The sequence below is a fragment of the Actinomadura rubrisoli genome, from assembly GCF_004349215.1.
In the GTDB taxonomy this organism is placed as follows: domain Bacteria; phylum Actinomycetota; class Actinomycetes; order Streptosporangiales; family Streptosporangiaceae; genus Spirillospora; species Spirillospora rubrisoli.
Genome location: NZ_SMKU01000235.1, coordinates 1 through 14,694 on the forward strand (window position 1 = coordinate 1; position 14,694 = coordinate 14,694).

Sequence of the window (14,694 nt, forward strand, 5' to 3'; positions counted from 1 at the left end):
GCACCCCAGCCGCTCCTCAAGAGCCCGCCCAGACGCCTGGTCCCGCACCGCGTCAGGGACAAGGCATCCCCCCTGCAACGCAAGGCAACCCCGCGCGTGGCGATACCCCGCGCACGCCGCCGACACCTCACGCATCCCCGCCTGGGACGAACGCCGCCCAGGGCGCGCCAGGCATCGCGACGCCTCCCCATCCCCCCGCGCACTCCCCTGCGGAAGCGCCTACACCTGCCTCTGGTCATCCAGGCGAATCCCACAGCGACGGCCCAGCGCCTCCAAGGCCCGCCACTGACCGACCCATAAGCGGCCCAGCGCCTTCAAGGCCCACCACCGACCGACCCATAAGCGGCCCGGGCGCAACACCCAGCGCGCCAGGAGTGAGTGCAACGCCCAGCAGGACGGGGCCGGGCGCGGCGCCAGGCGGGACGGGTCGTCCGCCAAAGGTCCCTGAGGCTCCTCAGCAACCCACCCGCGCGTTCGACGGCGGAAGCACGACCGAAGGCGCGCCGGGGCACCCGCGCGACGCCGCAATGTCCCCGCCGGTACCGCCCCAGGGCCGGTCCGGCACAGTACAGCAGGGCGCCCCTGCCACACAGGGCGCAGCGGGAGCAGCCGAAGGACAGGCTCCACAAGCAACCACCGGAAAGACACCCGCGGCCAGTCCAGCCCCCAATGACGCCGCTACCCAGGTCGTCATGCAGAAGGTTGTGCGGGCCGAACACGTCCAGCACTACCTGGAGGGCGGTTACGACCTCGTTGCGGGGTACGTGCACCGGTTCCAGGACGTGCGGGACATGCGAACTCCGGCGGCGCTGATCCGGGGGCTGGGACTGGTGTACGAGGGGTCGCCGTTCACCCTGACGGACGAGGCGACCTTCGTGGTCCGGTGGCCGGCGGTGAAACCGCCGTTGTTCCGTCGGCCGCTCGGCGGGATCGACGAGTGGAGCATGGGCATCGTCCCGGGCGGATGGGTGATCGAGAAGGCGCCGTTCCCGGGGTCGGGTTACGCGCCCGGCGACGGCCCGGCGATCCCGGAGTTCAAGATCGAGAGCCAGCGGCTGCCGCACGGCGCCGAGCTGTGCCGGATCAACACGGCCGGGGCGGAGTCGCTGGTGGCCGCGTACGACGCCGATCTGCGCAGGTGGCTGGTGCGGCTGCCAGGAGGGCAGGGATGAGCATCAGGCATGGCTTCTACGCGGGCTGGCGCGGTACCGACTACGAGGCGAGCCCGGACGGCGACCGGGTGCGGCTGTATCTGGCACAGCAGGTCGACGGGTTCCGGCAGATCGGGCACGAACGGTACGTCCAGGTGGTGCAGATGTCGGAAGTCGACCACCTGTCGTATGTCAGCACGTACTGCACGTGGCGCGGGGAGCCGTTCATGGTGATCGGCGAACACGAGGGCTGGCTGCGGGTGGAGTACACCGGCGGAAAGGCCCCCGTCGCCGAGCAGCTTGGGCTCGAACTGTTCGACCGGGGTGTCTATCAGACGTGGGCACCGCGGAGCGAGGTCGAGGACATGCACGAGGAATCCGTCTGAGACGGCCTGGGTCGCGCAAAGCGCGCGCGGGGAGCGGTGGTAGACCTTGGGCATGGCCGTCATCGACATCAACGCCGACCTGGGCGAGGGCTTCGGTATCTGGGAGCTGGGCGACGACCTGGCGCTGCTCGATGTGATCACCAGCGCGAACGTGGCGTGCGGGTTCCACGCGGGCGATCCCCTGATCATGCGGCGGGTGTGCGCGGCGGCGGTCGAGCGCGGGGTGACGATCGGCGCGCAAGTGTCGTACCGCGACCTGGCCGGTTTCGGCCGCAGGGAGATGGACGTCGCCGCTCCCGAACTGACCGCCGAAGTCCTCTACCAGGTCGCGGCACTGGACGGCATCGCGCGCGCGGAAGGCGGACGTGTGGCATACGTCAAGCCGCACGGCGCGCTCTACAACCGCGTCACACGCGACCCCGTGCAGGCCGGTGCGGTCACCGAAGCCGTGCGGGCGTACGACCCGGCGCTTCCGTTCCTGACCCTGCCCGGCTCTGCCGTACATGAAGTCGCCGATGGCCTCACCGTGGTCGCCGAGTGCTTCGCCGACCGCGCCTACACGCCGTCCGGTGGGCTCGTGTCCCGTCGCGAGCCGGGCGCCGTGGTGCACGACCCGGAGACCGTTGTCCGCAGAGCCGTCCGCATGGCCGTCGACGGGACGGTCATAGCGGTGGACGACAGCGAGGTCGCGTTGCGGGCGCGTTCGATCTGCGTCCACGGCGACACCCCGGGCGCAGTGAATCTGGCGCGGGCCGTCCGATCGGCGTTGTCGGACGCTGCGGTGGCGCTGGAGCCGTTCGCGTGAGGATCCGGCGGGCGGGGGACACGGCGCTGCTCGTGGAGACCGGCGACCTGGCCACCGCGCACCGGCTGAACGCTGCGCTCCGGGAGGCGGCCCTGCCCGGCATCGTGGACGTCGTCCCCGGCGAACGGACCGTCCTGGTCGCCACCGTCCCCGGCACCGACCTGGACCGTCTCGCCGCTCGCCTACCGGCCCTCCCACTGCCCCAGGACGCGGCGGGCGGCGCGGACCCGGTCGAGATCCCGGTCGTCTACGACGGCGAGGACCTCGACGAGGTCGCCGAGCTCACCGGGCTCTCCCGGGACGAGGTCGTCGACCGGCACTCCTCCGCCGCGTACACGGTCGCCTACCTGGGCTTCTCCCCCGGCTTTGGATACCTCACCGGTCTCGATCCGGCGCTGCACGTGGCCCGCCGCGAGTCGCCGCGCACGGCCGTCCCCGCAGGTTCGGTGGCGATCGCGGGGCCTTACGCCGCGGTCTACCCGTCGGCCTCACCGGGCGGGTGGCGTCTGCTCGGCCGGAGCGGACTGGCGCTGTGGGACGTGACTCGCGATCCCCCGTCGCTGCTCCAGCCCGGGATGCGCGTCCGCTTCGTCCCCGGGGAGTCTCCTTGATCGAGGTCGTGCGGCCCGGCCCGCTCGCGACCGTCCAGGACCTCGGGAGGCCCGGTCTCGCCCATCTCGGCGTTCCCCGGTCGGGAGCCGCCGACGAGCGGGCCTTCCGGCTGGCCAACCGGCTCGTCGGCAATCCCGAGGACGCGGCGACCGTGGAATTCACATTCGGCGGGGGCGCACTCCGCTTCCACACGCGCGCGTGGATCGCCGTCGCTGGCGCACCTGTCCACTTGAGCGTCAACGGCCGCGTCCATGGAACGAACGCGCCGTGCTTCATCCCGGCCGGTGCCCTGGTCGAACTCGGAACACCACCGTCCGGCCTCCGCAGTTACCTCGCCGTACGCGGCGGCCTCGCCACCGACGAGGTCCTTGGAAGCCGCTCAACCGACCTCCTCTCAGGTCTCGGCCCTGCCCCCCTCGTTCCCGGCGACCGGCTCCCCGTCGGCCCAGCCAAGGGCTTGGACGACATCACCGTGGACATCGCACCCGCACCGTCCATGGCGGACACGCCAGTACTGCGCATCCTGCCCGGCCCCCGCAACGACTGGTTCAGCGACGATGCCATGACCGTCCTGACGTCCACACCGTACGAGGTGTCCCCGGACAGCAACCGGGTGGGCATCCGGCTGGCCGGCGCCCCTCTGACCCGAGTGCGCGACGGCGAACTGAGCAGCGAAGGCATGGTGACCGGTTCGCTCCAGGTACCGCCCAGCGGACGGCCGATCATTTTCCTAGCCGACCATCCAACGACCGGCGGCTACCCGGTCGTCGCGGTCCTCGCCTCAGCCGACATCCCTGTAGCCGCCCAGCTGCGCCCCGGCCAGAAGCTCCGCTTCCACCTCTAATTAATGGAAACGTAAGCGCTGATCGCGGCGCGCTTGACATCTGACGGACCCGCCGATGAGCCAGTTGCACCAGACCGCAACGTAAAGCCCTCCAACACAAGACACCACCCGCCCTACTACGGCGGGCACGCCAACCACAAGGCCGCCACTTCGACCGCGACACCACCGAACGAAGCGCCCCGGGTTTGCTGAAGGCTCTAGGTTGTGACCTGCGGTCTTGTGAGTCGTTAGTTAGGAGCTGGCCTCGTGCTCGTCGGGTGGGGCGGGGCCGATCTCACCGTGCAGCCAGACGGTGTTGTACCAATCGACCCACCCGGCGGTGGCCGGCTCGACGCCGGTCAGGTTGTTCCACGGCTCACGTCGTTGATCACTTCGGTCTTGTACAGCCCGATCGCCGATTCCATCAACGCGTTGTCGATCGCGTCACCGACGGCTGAGCCGCCACCCAGGAAAGCAAGCCGCTACGCAGGACCCGAGCCACCGCGCGCAGAGTGGACCACCTCGCTAGGGTCGCTAGCTCAGTGGGGTTGGGGTCGAGCCTGTCAGATGCGCTACGTCGTTGAAGCCTCTGATCGCCGACAGGCCGCCGATCCTGACGAGGCGCGAGATGGACGCGTTGTCCGGCGCCAGGAAGGCGAACGGTCTGGCGCCCGTCGCGGACGCGAGCGCCTGGGCGATCACCCCGCCGTGCGTGAACACCGCCACACGGCCGCCCGGGTGCGCCGCCGCGAGCCGTTCGAGGCTCTCCTCGATCCGCTCGGCGAACGCCTCGCTGCGCTCCGCGCCGGGGATGACGTCCCAGCGCTCCTCGGCGAACATCCGCTGCGCCACCGGGTCGTTCTCGGCGACCATCTTGCGGAACAGTCCCCCTTCCCAGTCGCCCAGGTAGACCTCCCGCAGGTCGGCCTCGATCCTGGGCTCCAGCTCAAGACGCCGTGCGAGCGGCTCCGCCGTCTGCACTGTCCGGCGCAGCGTGGTCACGTAGATCGCGTCCAAACGCTCTGCGGCGAGCCGTTCGCCGACTTGCTCTGCCTGCTCTCGCCCCTCGGGTGCGAGCTCGGGGTCGCCTTGGCCAGCGACGAGCGGGAATCGCGTGTCCGGACGGAACACAGCGGATGCGCCGTGCCGGACCAGCAGCAGCTCGGTCGCGCCCGCCGGTGCCTCGTACGGCTTCTGCCGGTACTCGATCAGTTCGTCCCGTTCGTCCACGAAGGGCACCCTAAATGATGGCTCGTTCAGACTGGAGCCCCGCCATCGACACCAAGGACGGCACCCGTGACGTACGAGGCGCCCGGACTCGCCAGGAACACCAACCCGGCGGCGACCTCCCCTGGACGGCCGAACCGCCCCATGGCGTTGATCTCACGCTGGGCGTCCGCGAACGGCCCGTCCGCGGGTTCATGTCGGTCGCCACCACACCGGACCTGTGACGTTCACGATGATGCCCCGGGGCCCCAGATCGCGCGCCGCGCCCTTGCTGTAGCCGATGACCGCCGCCTTGGCGTAGCCGGCATGCCCGGGCAACGCGCGAGCGCGCTGAGAGGATGGACCCGATCGTGGTGATCCGTCCCCCCCATCCCGCAGAACCGGTGCGGCTACGCGGATCGCGGCCACCACAGCGTCCATGTTCACCTCGCACCTGCGTTCCCAGCGCCGACGGGTCCCACCGCCTCACCGCCTCACCGCCTCACCGCCTCACCGCCTCACCGCCTCACCGCCTCACCGCCTCACCGCCTCACCGCCTCACCGCCTCACCGCCTCACCGCCTCACCGCCTCACCGCCTCACCGATGATCATGCCAGCGCTATTGACGAGCACGTCCAGGCGCCCGTACTCCGCCACCATCCCGACCACCAGATCCGCGACCTGCACCGGATCCGTCTAGTCGGCACGGAAGCCGGATCAGGCTGGTCGACGCGGAAGCCGGATCCACCCGGTCGGCACAGAAGCCGGATCAGGCTGGTCGACGCGGAAGGCCGCCCCCCGACGACCGCTGCCCTCGATCTCGCGTACCACCTCCTTCTTGTTTCCGGACGCGCCATAGCCGATCGCCACGTCCGCCCCCTGCTAGGCGAGCGCCCTGGCCGCCGCCGCGCCGATGTCCCGCGACCCACCCGTCGCCAGCGCGACCTTGCCCTTGAGAACCGCCAGGCCTCCAGTGTGTACCGAACGGTATTTAAGTCGGCGGCGCACTAAACCGTTCGATACTCAAGTAGGGAGGACCCATGGGGACCGGACGCCCCCCGCGAGTTCGACGGGGATGAGCGGCTCGACCGTGCCCTCAAGGTGTTCTGGCGGCAGGGCTAGGAGGGCACCGCCCTATCCGACCTGAGGGAGGCGACGGGCATCAACCACCCCAGCCTGTACGCCTCGTACGGGAACAAGCAGTCCCTGTTCCGCAAGGCGCTCGACCGCTACGTCGAAGGCCCTGCCTCCTACGTCCGCACGGCTTTCACCGAGCCCACCGCTCGCGTCGTCGTCGAGACGCTCCTGCGCGGCGCCGTCAAGGTTGCGACCGGACCCCGGTGGATGCCTCATCGCGCAAAGCGCCTTCGCCACCGGCGAGCAGAACGAGCCCGTCCGCCAAGCGATCGCGTCTTGTCGCCGCCGAGGCGAAGCCAATCTCGCCGCCCGCTTTGAGCGCGCCCGCACCGAAAGCGACCTACCGTCGTCCGCCGACTGCGCGGCCCTGGACCGCTACGTCTGGTCGGTCTCCTACGGGCTCTCCGTACAAGCCGCAGGCGGCGTATCCCGCGAAGACCTGGAGCGTCTAGCTGGCCTGACCTTGGTCAATTAGTCCGCGATCACCCCCTAACAGTTCAGGCGAACCTTCAGCTACACGACCGCCGCAGGGTGACCCCTGCCGCCGCGTAGCGACCCGACTTCGATGCTGCCGGGCATCGCCAGGACGTGGAAGTAGAACGTGATTCTGTGGATAACTTGAATCGCGCCAAGATCATCTATCGATGCCCCCGCCCGTTGGTGCTGGCTTCGCGCAAGGGGCACCGAGCGTCAGGACAACAGCAGGCGCAGGCGAGCGATCTCCGCGTCCAGCGGACCGCCGGGGATGTCCTCGAATGCGGTCACGGCCACATCACCGTCCTTGGCATCCCATACGCCGGCGACACGGCCATCGTTCAGGACGACCGGGGCGATCCATCCCGCCGCACGGCTCACGGCACCGCGATGCTCGGCCGGAATCAGGTAGGCCGCACCGGTCCCCGCCCCGAGCACGTACTGATCGAACGCCCCCAGGAGCCGGACGGACGTGGTGGGCCGGGTGTCGAGCAACGCGTCCCGATGCTCCTCCATCACATACATCGGCACGCCCTCGACGTCGACCGTGGACAGCACATCCTCGGTGGCGGCGAACCAGGCTTTGACGTCCTTCTTCCGGTTCCTCTTGCGCATCAGCCAGTTGTCGAACATGTCAGGCGTAGCGGGTCCGTGCGCGCCGAGGTATGCGCGGATCACCGTCCGAGCGGCCTCCTCCATCGGTGGCAGGCCCATCCACCCGGGCAGCCACCGCTCCGGTGAGGTGAAGGTGACCCGGGTGCCCTGCGGCGGCCCGTAACAGAGCACTCCCCACCAAGCGAGCGGCTTGAGCAGAGTCCCCCAGCCGGAACCGAGTACCTCGGCGAGATGCCGCGAACCGGTCTCCTCGACCACGGCCGCAGTGAGCTCCTCACGGGTCAGCGCCGCCCCGTTCGCCAGCGCGCCGGTAGCCGCCTCTGCGATCGCCTCCAGGTCGGACGGTGTGGCACCGAAGCTCTTCTGCCAGCTGCCCTTCTCCCAGTTGCGGATCGCGGTGCAGAGCACGAGATAGGCGGCGGCCTCGTCCGTGGGCAACAGATGGAGGGTGCCGCGTACGGCCCACGTCTTCACGAGTGTCCGCTCCTCCAGCAGGGCCCGCGACACCTCACCGGCATTGGGCATCACCTGCCGCACGGCCACGGCGAGTTCAGCGGCGGACGCGACCTGGGCCTGGACGCCGGCCAGCCGCCGCGCGATGTCGACCGCCGAAGCGTCACCCGCCGGTTCGATGTACTGCCGCCGCATACGCCAAGTCAGCACCTGAGCCCACGTCACCGAGACCATGGCACCGATTACACCGTACGCACCCGACAGAACAGACCGCCGACCCGTCAGGACCCACGCCCAGGCCGTCGTGGGCGTGGGTCGAGGTGGGTGATGGTCAGGCGAGGCGGTGGGTCAGCTCGGCGAACGCGTCTCGGACGTCGTCAGTGGTGAGGAGCGTCAAGTCGTCGGTGGTGGCGGCGGAGCCGAGCCCGGCTGCGCGCAGGGCGCGGCAGGCGCACGCCTTCTCGTACATGGAGCGGGCGAAGCGGCCGTTCCCTAGTTCGTCGATCCGGCCTGTTCCGCATGCGCGCTGGAAGACCAGGGCGAGATCGTCGAGGGCGTTCTCTTCCCAGTGGTCGCCGCCTTGCTCGGCGATGAGCTGCGCGATGCGGAGCAGCTCGTCAGGGCCGTAGGAGGGAAAGTCCACGCGCACGTCGAAACGGGAGGACAGCCCTGGGTTGGACGACAGGAAGCGGTCCATGTCAGCCTCGTATCCGGCGAGCACTATGACGAGGCGGTCGCGGTCGTCTTCGGCACGCTTGAGCAGTGTCTGCACCGCCTCTGAGCCGAACGCGTCGCCGCCTGAATATCCGGGGTTGCTCAGCGCGTACGCCTCGTCCACGAACAGGACGCCGCCGAGCGCGGAGTCGATGACCTTGTTCGTCTTGAGCGCGGTCGCGCCCAGGTGCTCGCCGACCAGGTCGGCGCGCTGGGCCTCGACCACCTCAGGACGGGCGAGTAGGCCGAACGCGGCGAAGATACGGCCGAGCACCCGTGCGACCGTGGTCTTCCCGGTGCCGGGCGGTCCCGTGAAGACGAAATGGCGGATCGGGGGCCGGGTGACCAGGCCCTGCTCCTCGCGCATGCGGGCGACCTGGAGCTGGGCCGCGATCTCGCGGATCTGGCGTTTCACCGGCTCCAGCCCGATCATCGCGTCGAGAGAGCCGAGCGCCTCGTCCAGCGTGGGGGTCTCGGCGTAGCCGCGGTACCGCTCCGTGACCTCGGCGAACGCTGTCTCGACATCCTCGGCGAGGAGCGTGACCAGGTCCTCGGCGGTGGGCTTGGCCAGTTCCGCGGACGAGGAGACGCCCTCGACGACGCGCACGTCCCGCGCGCGCGCCGCGGCCTCGGTCAGCGACCGGACGAACCGTCCGTTGCCCAGTGCGTCGATGATGCCGCGCCGTTCGACTTCCTCGAAGCGGACGGCGAGCCGGCTGCGCGCCTCTGCGTCGAGCCGGTCTTCGCGGAGCCCGGTGTGGTAGTCGGCGATCTGCAGGAGCTCCGCAGGCCGGTACGACGGGAAGTGCACGCGGGTGCCGAAACGCGATGCGAGGCCGGGGTTGGAGTCCAGGAACTCCTCCATCTGCGCGTCGTAGCCGGCAAGGATGATGACCAGGTTGTCGCGGTCGTCCTCGGCGCGCTTGAGGAGGGTCTGCACGGCCTCGTCACCGAACCGGTCGGGCTGGCCGTCGCCGGAGTTGACCAGACCATAGGCCTCATCGATGAACAGCACACCACCAAGCGCGGAGTCGATGAGGCGGTTGGTCTTGATGGCCGTGGCACCAAGGAATTCCCCGACCAAGTCGGCGCGCTGGGCCTCCACCACGGTCGGCTCTGGCAGCAGCCCGAAAGCGTAGAAGATTTTGGCCAGGACACGCGCGACGGTGGTCTTGCCCGTACCGGACGGTCCCACGAACACGAAATGCCGCATGGGCTTCTCGGTCGGGACTCCGGCGGCGGCGCGCAGGTGCGCGGCCTCGATGGACGCGGCGATGGATCGGACCTGGCGTTTGACCGGCTCCAGCCCGATCATCCCTTCGAGCTCGGCGAGCGCCTCGGCGACGGAGATGGCCGGTTCCTCCTCAGCGCGCGCTTGGGGGGACGCGCTGGACTCGGCCACGACGGCCGTGTCAGCCGCCTGCGCCGCAGCACGCTGCTCGTACGCGGTCTGCGTCGATGCTGGGACACCGGCGGCCGATGCGACGGCATCATCGCCCGGCCCGCCTCCGACGCCTCCGCCTCCGCGCCGGTCAGGCCGATCGCGCTTGTCCGGCCCGGAGGGGTTCTTGCGTGGTTTGGCCATGCCGTCTCCCTTGGGGCTGGCCTGCTCCTGGACCCATCCGGTCTCGTAGGCCTCGGCGGGCACCGTACGCCGCGCCCGATCCCAGCGATAGGCCAGGACGGCCAGGGCGGCAGCCCACGCGGGCGCTACGTCGGCCTCCGGCAGCGGATGGGCGACGGCGGCCGTCGCGACGCCAGCGGCGCCCAGTGCGAGCATGGCGGTGCGCCACGGCGCGTACCCGCGCAGGCGGAACGCCACGACCACCACGGGAAGGGCGAGCAGGGCAAGGAGCAACGCGGGGTTCAGGTAGGAGGGATGTCCCTCATCCGGATAGAGCCTGCCCAGTGGCACCGACAGCGCCAGCCAGGAGGCCATCACCGTGATGACCGCCATGCCCGTCGGCGACCGCAGGGTCAGATGGACGACGATGAGCAGGATCACTGTGAAGGCCGCTGTGCCGAGGACCGGACCGTTCAGCACGATCACGGCCGACAGTGCCAGGGCGACGAGCAAGAGCCCGCCAAGGAAACGCAATCCCGGCGGGACCTGGAAGTAGCGCCAGCGCAGGCGCTCGAATAGATCCCGTGCCGCGGCGCCCTTCGCCGGGCGGGAGCGGGACCTGCCGAACAGAGCCATCAAAACCGAGTAAAGCGCAGGACCCGCCAGAACGGGACCACTCACACCCGGTTCGTTGACTCCTGATGAGCCGAACTGGACGGTTCCACCGATCGCCGCACCCACGAGACCAGGACATTTGTACTGAGCAGAAGAGGATGTCCGGCTCTGCAGAAGGCTGCGGCAAATCCCTAGCGTCGTCGGTATGAGAGTCACAGCGAACGAAACAGCAGGTGCGGTCGTACTGACCGGTGTGACCAAGAGCTACGGACGCGCACGAGCGGTGGACGGCATCGACCTGCGGCTCGACCGTGGGACGACGGTGGCGTTGCTGCGGCCGAACGGAGCAGCCAAGTCCACCACGATCGGCATGATGCTCGGCCTTCTACTGCCGGACTCCGGCGCGGTGGAGGCTACCGGCGTTCGGCCCGTTCGGCCCGTTCGGCCCGCTCGGCGTGAACACTCGGTCCGCATACCGTGACCCAGTGAACGAGGAGAGCCGCAAGTGAACGTCTGGAGGGGTTCGATGAACGAGTGCCGTTGCGGGTGCCAGTGGGTCTGCTGGTCGCTGAGGCGGCCCTAGCCTCGGCGACCGGACTGGCGTTTCAAGACCGGTGGTACACGATGTTCCCTCTACTCGGCCGCGCCAGGCGTCGTCGTAGGTCACATGCCTCGGCAACCCGGGGGCCCGAGCTGCCAATGCTCATCGGCATCGGCGGCGCCTCCGCCCTGTACCGTCCGCAACCACCTGTCCGCCGCGATCGGCAAGGCCGGAGCCCGTAACCGCATCGAGGCGGTCGGCGCCGCCAGCCATAACGGCTGGCTCTGACCTGTGGTTCTACAGCCGATTCCGGGCGCGGAGGGCGCCGAGCACCTACCATCAGAGGACGCGGGTGACTTCCCGCGACAGGACGACGGGAGCGGCTCGGCCGTGCCGTCGCCGCCTTCGTGGGCTGCTATGCATGTGGTCGAGCGCGTCCACGAATGCGCGTCGGAACACAGCGGTGAGCACATTCCGAGGGAGATTCCTTGACCGATCCGACCGGTGCCCTGCCTGGCCTGGACCCGGCCACTGCGGCACCTAAGGACCTGCCCCGCATCGCCGGCTATGAGATCGAGGGCGAGCTACGGGCGGCGCTGGCCGAGGACGACCGTCCGATCAGGATCGCCGGAGTGGACGAGGTCGGACGCGGCGCTTGGGCGGGCCCGGTCGTGGTCTGCGCCGCAATTACCGATCTGAGCCCGCCACCGGTCCTTCAGGGGCGCGGCAAGAGGACGATCGGGCTGACCGACTCCAAGCTGCTCACCGAGACCCATCGCGAGTCGTTCGCCGAGGTGCTCCCAGGATGGCTCCACGCGCACGCGATCGGCGCGTCCGCTCCCGAGGAGATCGACGAGGTCGGCATGACCGAGGCGCTACGGCGCGCCGCCGTCCGCGCGCTTGAGGCGCTCCCGGCCCCGCCGGACGTGGTCATCCTGGACGGCAAGCACGACTTCCTGCGCAGCCCCTGGCAGGTACGCTGCGAGATCAAGGCGGACCAGCGCTCGGTGACGGTCGCGGCCGCCTCTGTGCTCGCCAAAGTCCACCGTGACCGGCTGATGGCGGCACTGGACGGGGAATATCCCGGATACGGGTTCGCCGACAGCGCCGGCTACCCATCGCCCGTCCACCAGCGGACCCTGGAGGAGTCCGGCCCCACCCCCCACCACAGGCTGTCCTGGTCCTACCTGGACGGTCTGCCACGCTGGCGGCATCTCAAGAGGCACCGAGACCCGCTCGCCGGTGAGGGCCAACTCAGCCTCCTCTGAGGCCACTCCGCGGCCCTGAGGTCGCCAGCGGGTCCCTGAGCCCTCAGATGGCTTCCTGAGGGCCCTCAGGTGGCTGCTCATCCCCGGACCGGCGGATGAGTCATCGTCCCGTGCCGGGGTAGGGCGGCGTCCAACGGAGGTACATTCCATGGACGCTGTCGTGAAGAAGCTGATGCGGCAATCAGGAGAGACGTTCGCCGAACAGGCCGGCGTGCCGTTGAAGGACCAGCCCGCCGCCCTCTTCAAGCTGCTAGTCCTGGCCAACCTGCTCAGCGCCCGCATCTCCTCAGAGATCGCACTGGCCGCCGCACGGGAACTGTTCGAGGCCGGTGGCGGAACACCACACGGCATGAGCGAACTGACGTGGCAGCAACGGGTCGACGCGCTCGGCAGGGGCCACTACGTCCGCTACGACGAGAGCACCGCGACGCGCTTGGGCGAGACCGCAGAAATGGTCCAGGACAAGTACAAGGGCGACCTTCGCAAGCTCGCCACCGAAGCGGAGCACGATCCGGAGCGGATCGGCGACCTGCTAAGGGAGTTCCCCGGCATCGGGCCGACGGGAGTGGACATCTTCTGCAGGGAGGCTCAGGCCATGTGGCCCTGGCTCCGCCCGTACGTCGACTCCCAGGTCAAGAAGGGCGCCGAACGGCTCGGTCTGCCCACCGACGCCGGCAAGCTCGCCTCGCAGGTGCCCGACAAGGACCTGGCACGCCTCACCGCGGCCCTGGTCAGGGTGGCCCGAGACAAGAAGCTCGCCGATGCCGTGAAGGCCGCCTGACGTCCCATCCGGCGATCCTCCGGTCACAACCTGACGATGACCTCGTCCACCGGCTTGCGGGTGATGTCGGGCACCATCGCGTCATCGGCCGGATAGCCGACAGGGATCACCACGTACGCACGCTCCTCCAGCGGCCGTTCGCACACATCGTTCAGGAAGCGCATCGGGCTTGGAGTATGAGTGAGGGTGGCCAGACCCGCCTGGTGCAACCCGGCCAAGAGGAATCCGACGGCGATGCCCACCGACTCCTTCACGTAATACGGGCGAGGCGTCTCCGGACCCTTGTGCACCTCGAAGACGATGATGACCGCCGGAGCGTCCTCCAGGAATGGCTTGCGCCAGTCGGTGCCCAGAGGCGCCAGCGCGTCCAGCCACTCCTGGGAGGCGCGCCGTTCGTAGAACTCGCGTTCCTCCTCTTCGGCAGCCTCCCGCAGGCGCCGCTTGCGTTCCGGGTCGGTGACGACCACGAAACGCCACGGCTGCAGGTTCGCGCCGCTGGGGGCGGTCGCCGCCGCCCGGATCGCATGGTCGATGACCTCCTGCGGCACCGGACGGCCGGAGAAGTCGCGCACGGTACGGCGCAACGCCATCGTGTCGGCGAACGCCTGGACGCGCCCGACCGCCTTCTCACCCGGCACGTCGAAACGTGGTGCCGGCACGACGGGGTACTGCCGCTGAGTGCTCATGCAACCGTTCCTACCGCGCGCTACCGGCCCCGGACAACCGGCAAGATCAGCCAAGATTCCGGGGCCGTTCCAACACGCGCAGGGGTCGGATGCTCAGTCCTTGCCGCGCGAGGCGACCCACTCCAGGTTCCAGCCGTACGCCTGGTCGACCGACATCTTGCCCCAGCGGGGGCGGCCGGGCGGCGGCAGGACGAACCGGCCCTCCCGGCGCACGACCAGATCGCCGTTCACGTTCTCCAACAGCGCGAGGACCGCGTCACGGGACGCGTCGGTGCAGTCGTCCATGCGCATGTCGATCGGCGGCGAACCCAGCGGGAACAGCGTGGCGATCGCGTCCAGTCCGCGGAAGTCGTCGGCACCCTCGTAGATCTCGGCGAAGACCAGGATCCGCTTGAACTCGGCGGTGTGGTCGAGGTTGATCGTGAGGTTCTCGCCCGTTTCGACCGCGCCGGTACGGTCGTCCTTGTCGAGCTTGATGAACGGCGCCCGGTCGAGCGCGCCCATGTCACCGAGCGCGTGGATGATGCCCTTACGGCCGTCTTGCAGCTCCCAGAGGCAGCACAGGTCCAGGTCGAGGTCGACGCCGCGGCGTCGCTTGCCGAGCCGTCCCTTCGCGACGCCCTCCCGCGCGGTCCAGTTGAGGTTGACGCGCATGTTGCCGGAGGTCGCGCCATGCTTGGTGAGCGACACCGACGGCGAGTTCTTCGTCAAGGAGATCTTGCCGGCCTGCTGCTGCGGGGCCTGCTGCTGCGGAGCCTGTGGCGGCTGACCGTATCCGGGCGCTGGGGGCGGCGGAGCGTACTGCCCTGGCTGGTTGTACTGACCGCCTGGCGGAGGGGGCGGAGGCGCGTACTGTCCCGGGC

16 protein-coding genes are annotated in these 14,694 nt (G+C 69.5%); 9 read left to right on the plus strand and 7 right to left on the minus strand.

What is annotated here, in order from left to right:
* The first annotated feature begins 692 nt into the window (after nucleotides 1-692).
* From E1298_RS32450 to E1298_RS32470, 5 genes are read left to right on the plus strand one after another with little or no spacing between them, the layout of a single operon-like run.
* On the plus strand, nucleotides 693-1,172 hold the full coding sequence (locus E1298_RS32450) for a hypothetical protein (RefSeq protein WP_131900089.1): 480 nt from the start codon (nucleotides 693-695) through the stop codon (nucleotides 1,170-1,172).
* Entirely contained in the window at nucleotides 1,169-1,537 is a 369-nt protein-coding gene (locus E1298_RS32455; protein ID WP_131900091.1) for a hypothetical protein, read from the plus strand. Before E1298_RS32450 ends, E1298_RS32455 begins: the two co-directional genes overlap by 4 nt.
* Nucleotides 1,538-1,589: 52 nt before the next feature.
* Nucleotides 1,590-2,342 (plus strand): LamB/YcsF family protein, encoded by a 753-nt coding sequence (locus E1298_RS32460; RefSeq protein WP_131900093.1) that lies wholly within the window; start codon nucleotides 1,590-1,592, stop codon nucleotides 2,340-2,342.
* A complete protein-coding gene (pxpB, locus tag E1298_RS32465; RefSeq protein WP_131900095.1) occupies nucleotides 2,339-2,953 on the plus strand; it encodes a 5-oxoprolinase subunit PxpB in 615 nt (204 codons plus the stop codon). The genes E1298_RS32460 and pxpB overlap by 4 nt, the downstream gene beginning before the upstream one ends.
* On the plus strand, nucleotides 2,950-3,798 hold the full coding sequence (locus tag E1298_RS32470; protein WP_131900097.1) for a 5-oxoprolinase subunit C family protein: 849 nt from the start codon (nucleotides 2,950-2,952) through the stop codon (nucleotides 3,796-3,798). The genes pxpB and E1298_RS32470 overlap by 4 nt, the downstream gene beginning before the upstream one ends.
* A gap of 513 nt (nucleotides 3,799-4,311) precedes the next feature.
* Here the strand turns inward: E1298_RS32470 and E1298_RS32475 are convergent.
* Genes E1298_RS32475 through E1298_RS51930 form a run of 3 tightly spaced genes read right to left on the minus strand, consistent with a single transcriptional unit; the run spans nucleotide 4,312 to nucleotide 5,424 of the window.
* Nucleotides 4,312-5,007 (minus strand): histidine phosphatase family protein, encoded by a 696-nt coding sequence (locus E1298_RS32475; RefSeq protein WP_131900099.1) that lies wholly within the window; start codon nucleotides 5,005-5,007, stop codon nucleotides 4,312-4,314.
* Between the two features lie 26 nt (nucleotides 5,008-5,033).
* Nucleotides 5,034-5,150: an SDR family oxidoreductase gene (locus tag E1298_RS51320; RefSeq protein ID WP_131900101.1), complete on the minus strand. Its 117-nt coding sequence runs from the start codon at nucleotides 5,148-5,150 to the stop codon at nucleotides 5,034-5,036.
* Nucleotides 5,151-5,196: 46 nt separating this feature from the next.
* Nucleotides 5,197-5,424 carry an SDR family oxidoreductase gene (locus E1298_RS51930; protein ID WP_131900103.1) on the minus strand — a complete coding sequence of 76 codons (228 nt, stop codon included), beginning with the start codon at nucleotides 5,422-5,424 and terminating at the stop codon, nucleotides 5,197-5,199.
* Between the two features lie 883 nt (nucleotides 5,425-6,307).
* Here E1298_RS51930 and E1298_RS51935 point away from each other — a divergent pair.
* Nucleotides 6,308-6,595 (plus strand): TetR family transcriptional regulator C-terminal domain-containing protein, encoded by a 288-nt coding sequence (locus tag E1298_RS51935; RefSeq protein ID WP_424923173.1) that lies wholly within the window; start codon nucleotides 6,308-6,310, stop codon nucleotides 6,593-6,595.
* A gap of 215 nt (nucleotides 6,596-6,810) precedes the next feature.
* Here E1298_RS51935 and E1298_RS32500 read toward each other — a convergent pair whose 3' ends face one another.
* Both E1298_RS32500 and E1298_RS32505 read right to left on the minus strand, forming a co-directional pair.
* Nucleotides 6,811-7,896 carry a winged helix DNA-binding domain-containing protein gene (locus E1298_RS32500; RefSeq protein WP_131900105.1) on the minus strand — a complete coding sequence of 362 codons (1,086 nt, stop codon included), beginning with the start codon at nucleotides 7,894-7,896 and terminating at the stop codon, nucleotides 6,811-6,813.
* 97 nt (nucleotides 7,897-7,993) lie between these two features.
* Nucleotides 7,994-10,576 carry an AAA family ATPase gene (locus E1298_RS32505; RefSeq protein ID WP_131900107.1) on the minus strand — a complete coding sequence of 861 codons (2,583 nt, stop codon included), beginning with the start codon at nucleotides 10,574-10,576 and terminating at the stop codon, nucleotides 7,994-7,996.
* Between the two features lie 184 nt (nucleotides 10,577-10,760).
* Here E1298_RS32505 and E1298_RS32510 point away from each other — a divergent pair, with 184 nt between their 5' ends.
* From E1298_RS32510 to E1298_RS32525, 3 genes are all read left to right on the plus strand, one after another.
* Entirely contained in the window at nucleotides 10,761-11,036 is a 276-nt protein-coding gene (locus E1298_RS32510; RefSeq protein WP_131900109.1) for an ATP-binding cassette domain-containing protein, read from the plus strand.
* Nucleotides 11,037-11,644: 608 nt separating this feature from the next.
* A complete protein-coding gene (locus E1298_RS32520; protein ID WP_131900115.1) occupies nucleotides 11,645-12,364 on the plus strand; it encodes a ribonuclease HII in 720 nt (239 codons plus the stop codon).
* Nucleotides 12,365-12,512: 148 nt separating this feature from the next.
* Nucleotides 12,513-13,145 carry an HhH-GDP family DNA glycosylase gene (locus tag E1298_RS32525; RefSeq protein WP_131900111.1) on the plus strand — a complete coding sequence of 211 codons (633 nt, stop codon included), beginning with the start codon at nucleotides 12,513-12,515 and terminating at the stop codon, nucleotides 13,143-13,145.
* A 23-nt stretch (nucleotides 13,146-13,168) separates the two neighbouring features.
* Here the strand turns inward: E1298_RS32525 and E1298_RS32530 are convergent, their stop codons facing one another.
* Together E1298_RS32530 and E1298_RS32535 are read right to left on the minus strand one after the other, a co-directional pair.
* Nucleotides 13,169-13,831 carry a nitroreductase family protein gene (locus E1298_RS32530; RefSeq protein WP_131900113.1) on the minus strand — a complete coding sequence of 221 codons (663 nt, stop codon included), beginning with the start codon at nucleotides 13,829-13,831 and terminating at the stop codon, nucleotides 13,169-13,171.
* A 93-nt stretch (nucleotides 13,832-13,924) separates the two neighbouring features.
* Nucleotides 13,925-14,694: TerD family protein (locus E1298_RS32535; RefSeq protein WP_424923174.1), on the minus strand; the 770-nt coding region annotated here is incomplete at its 5' end.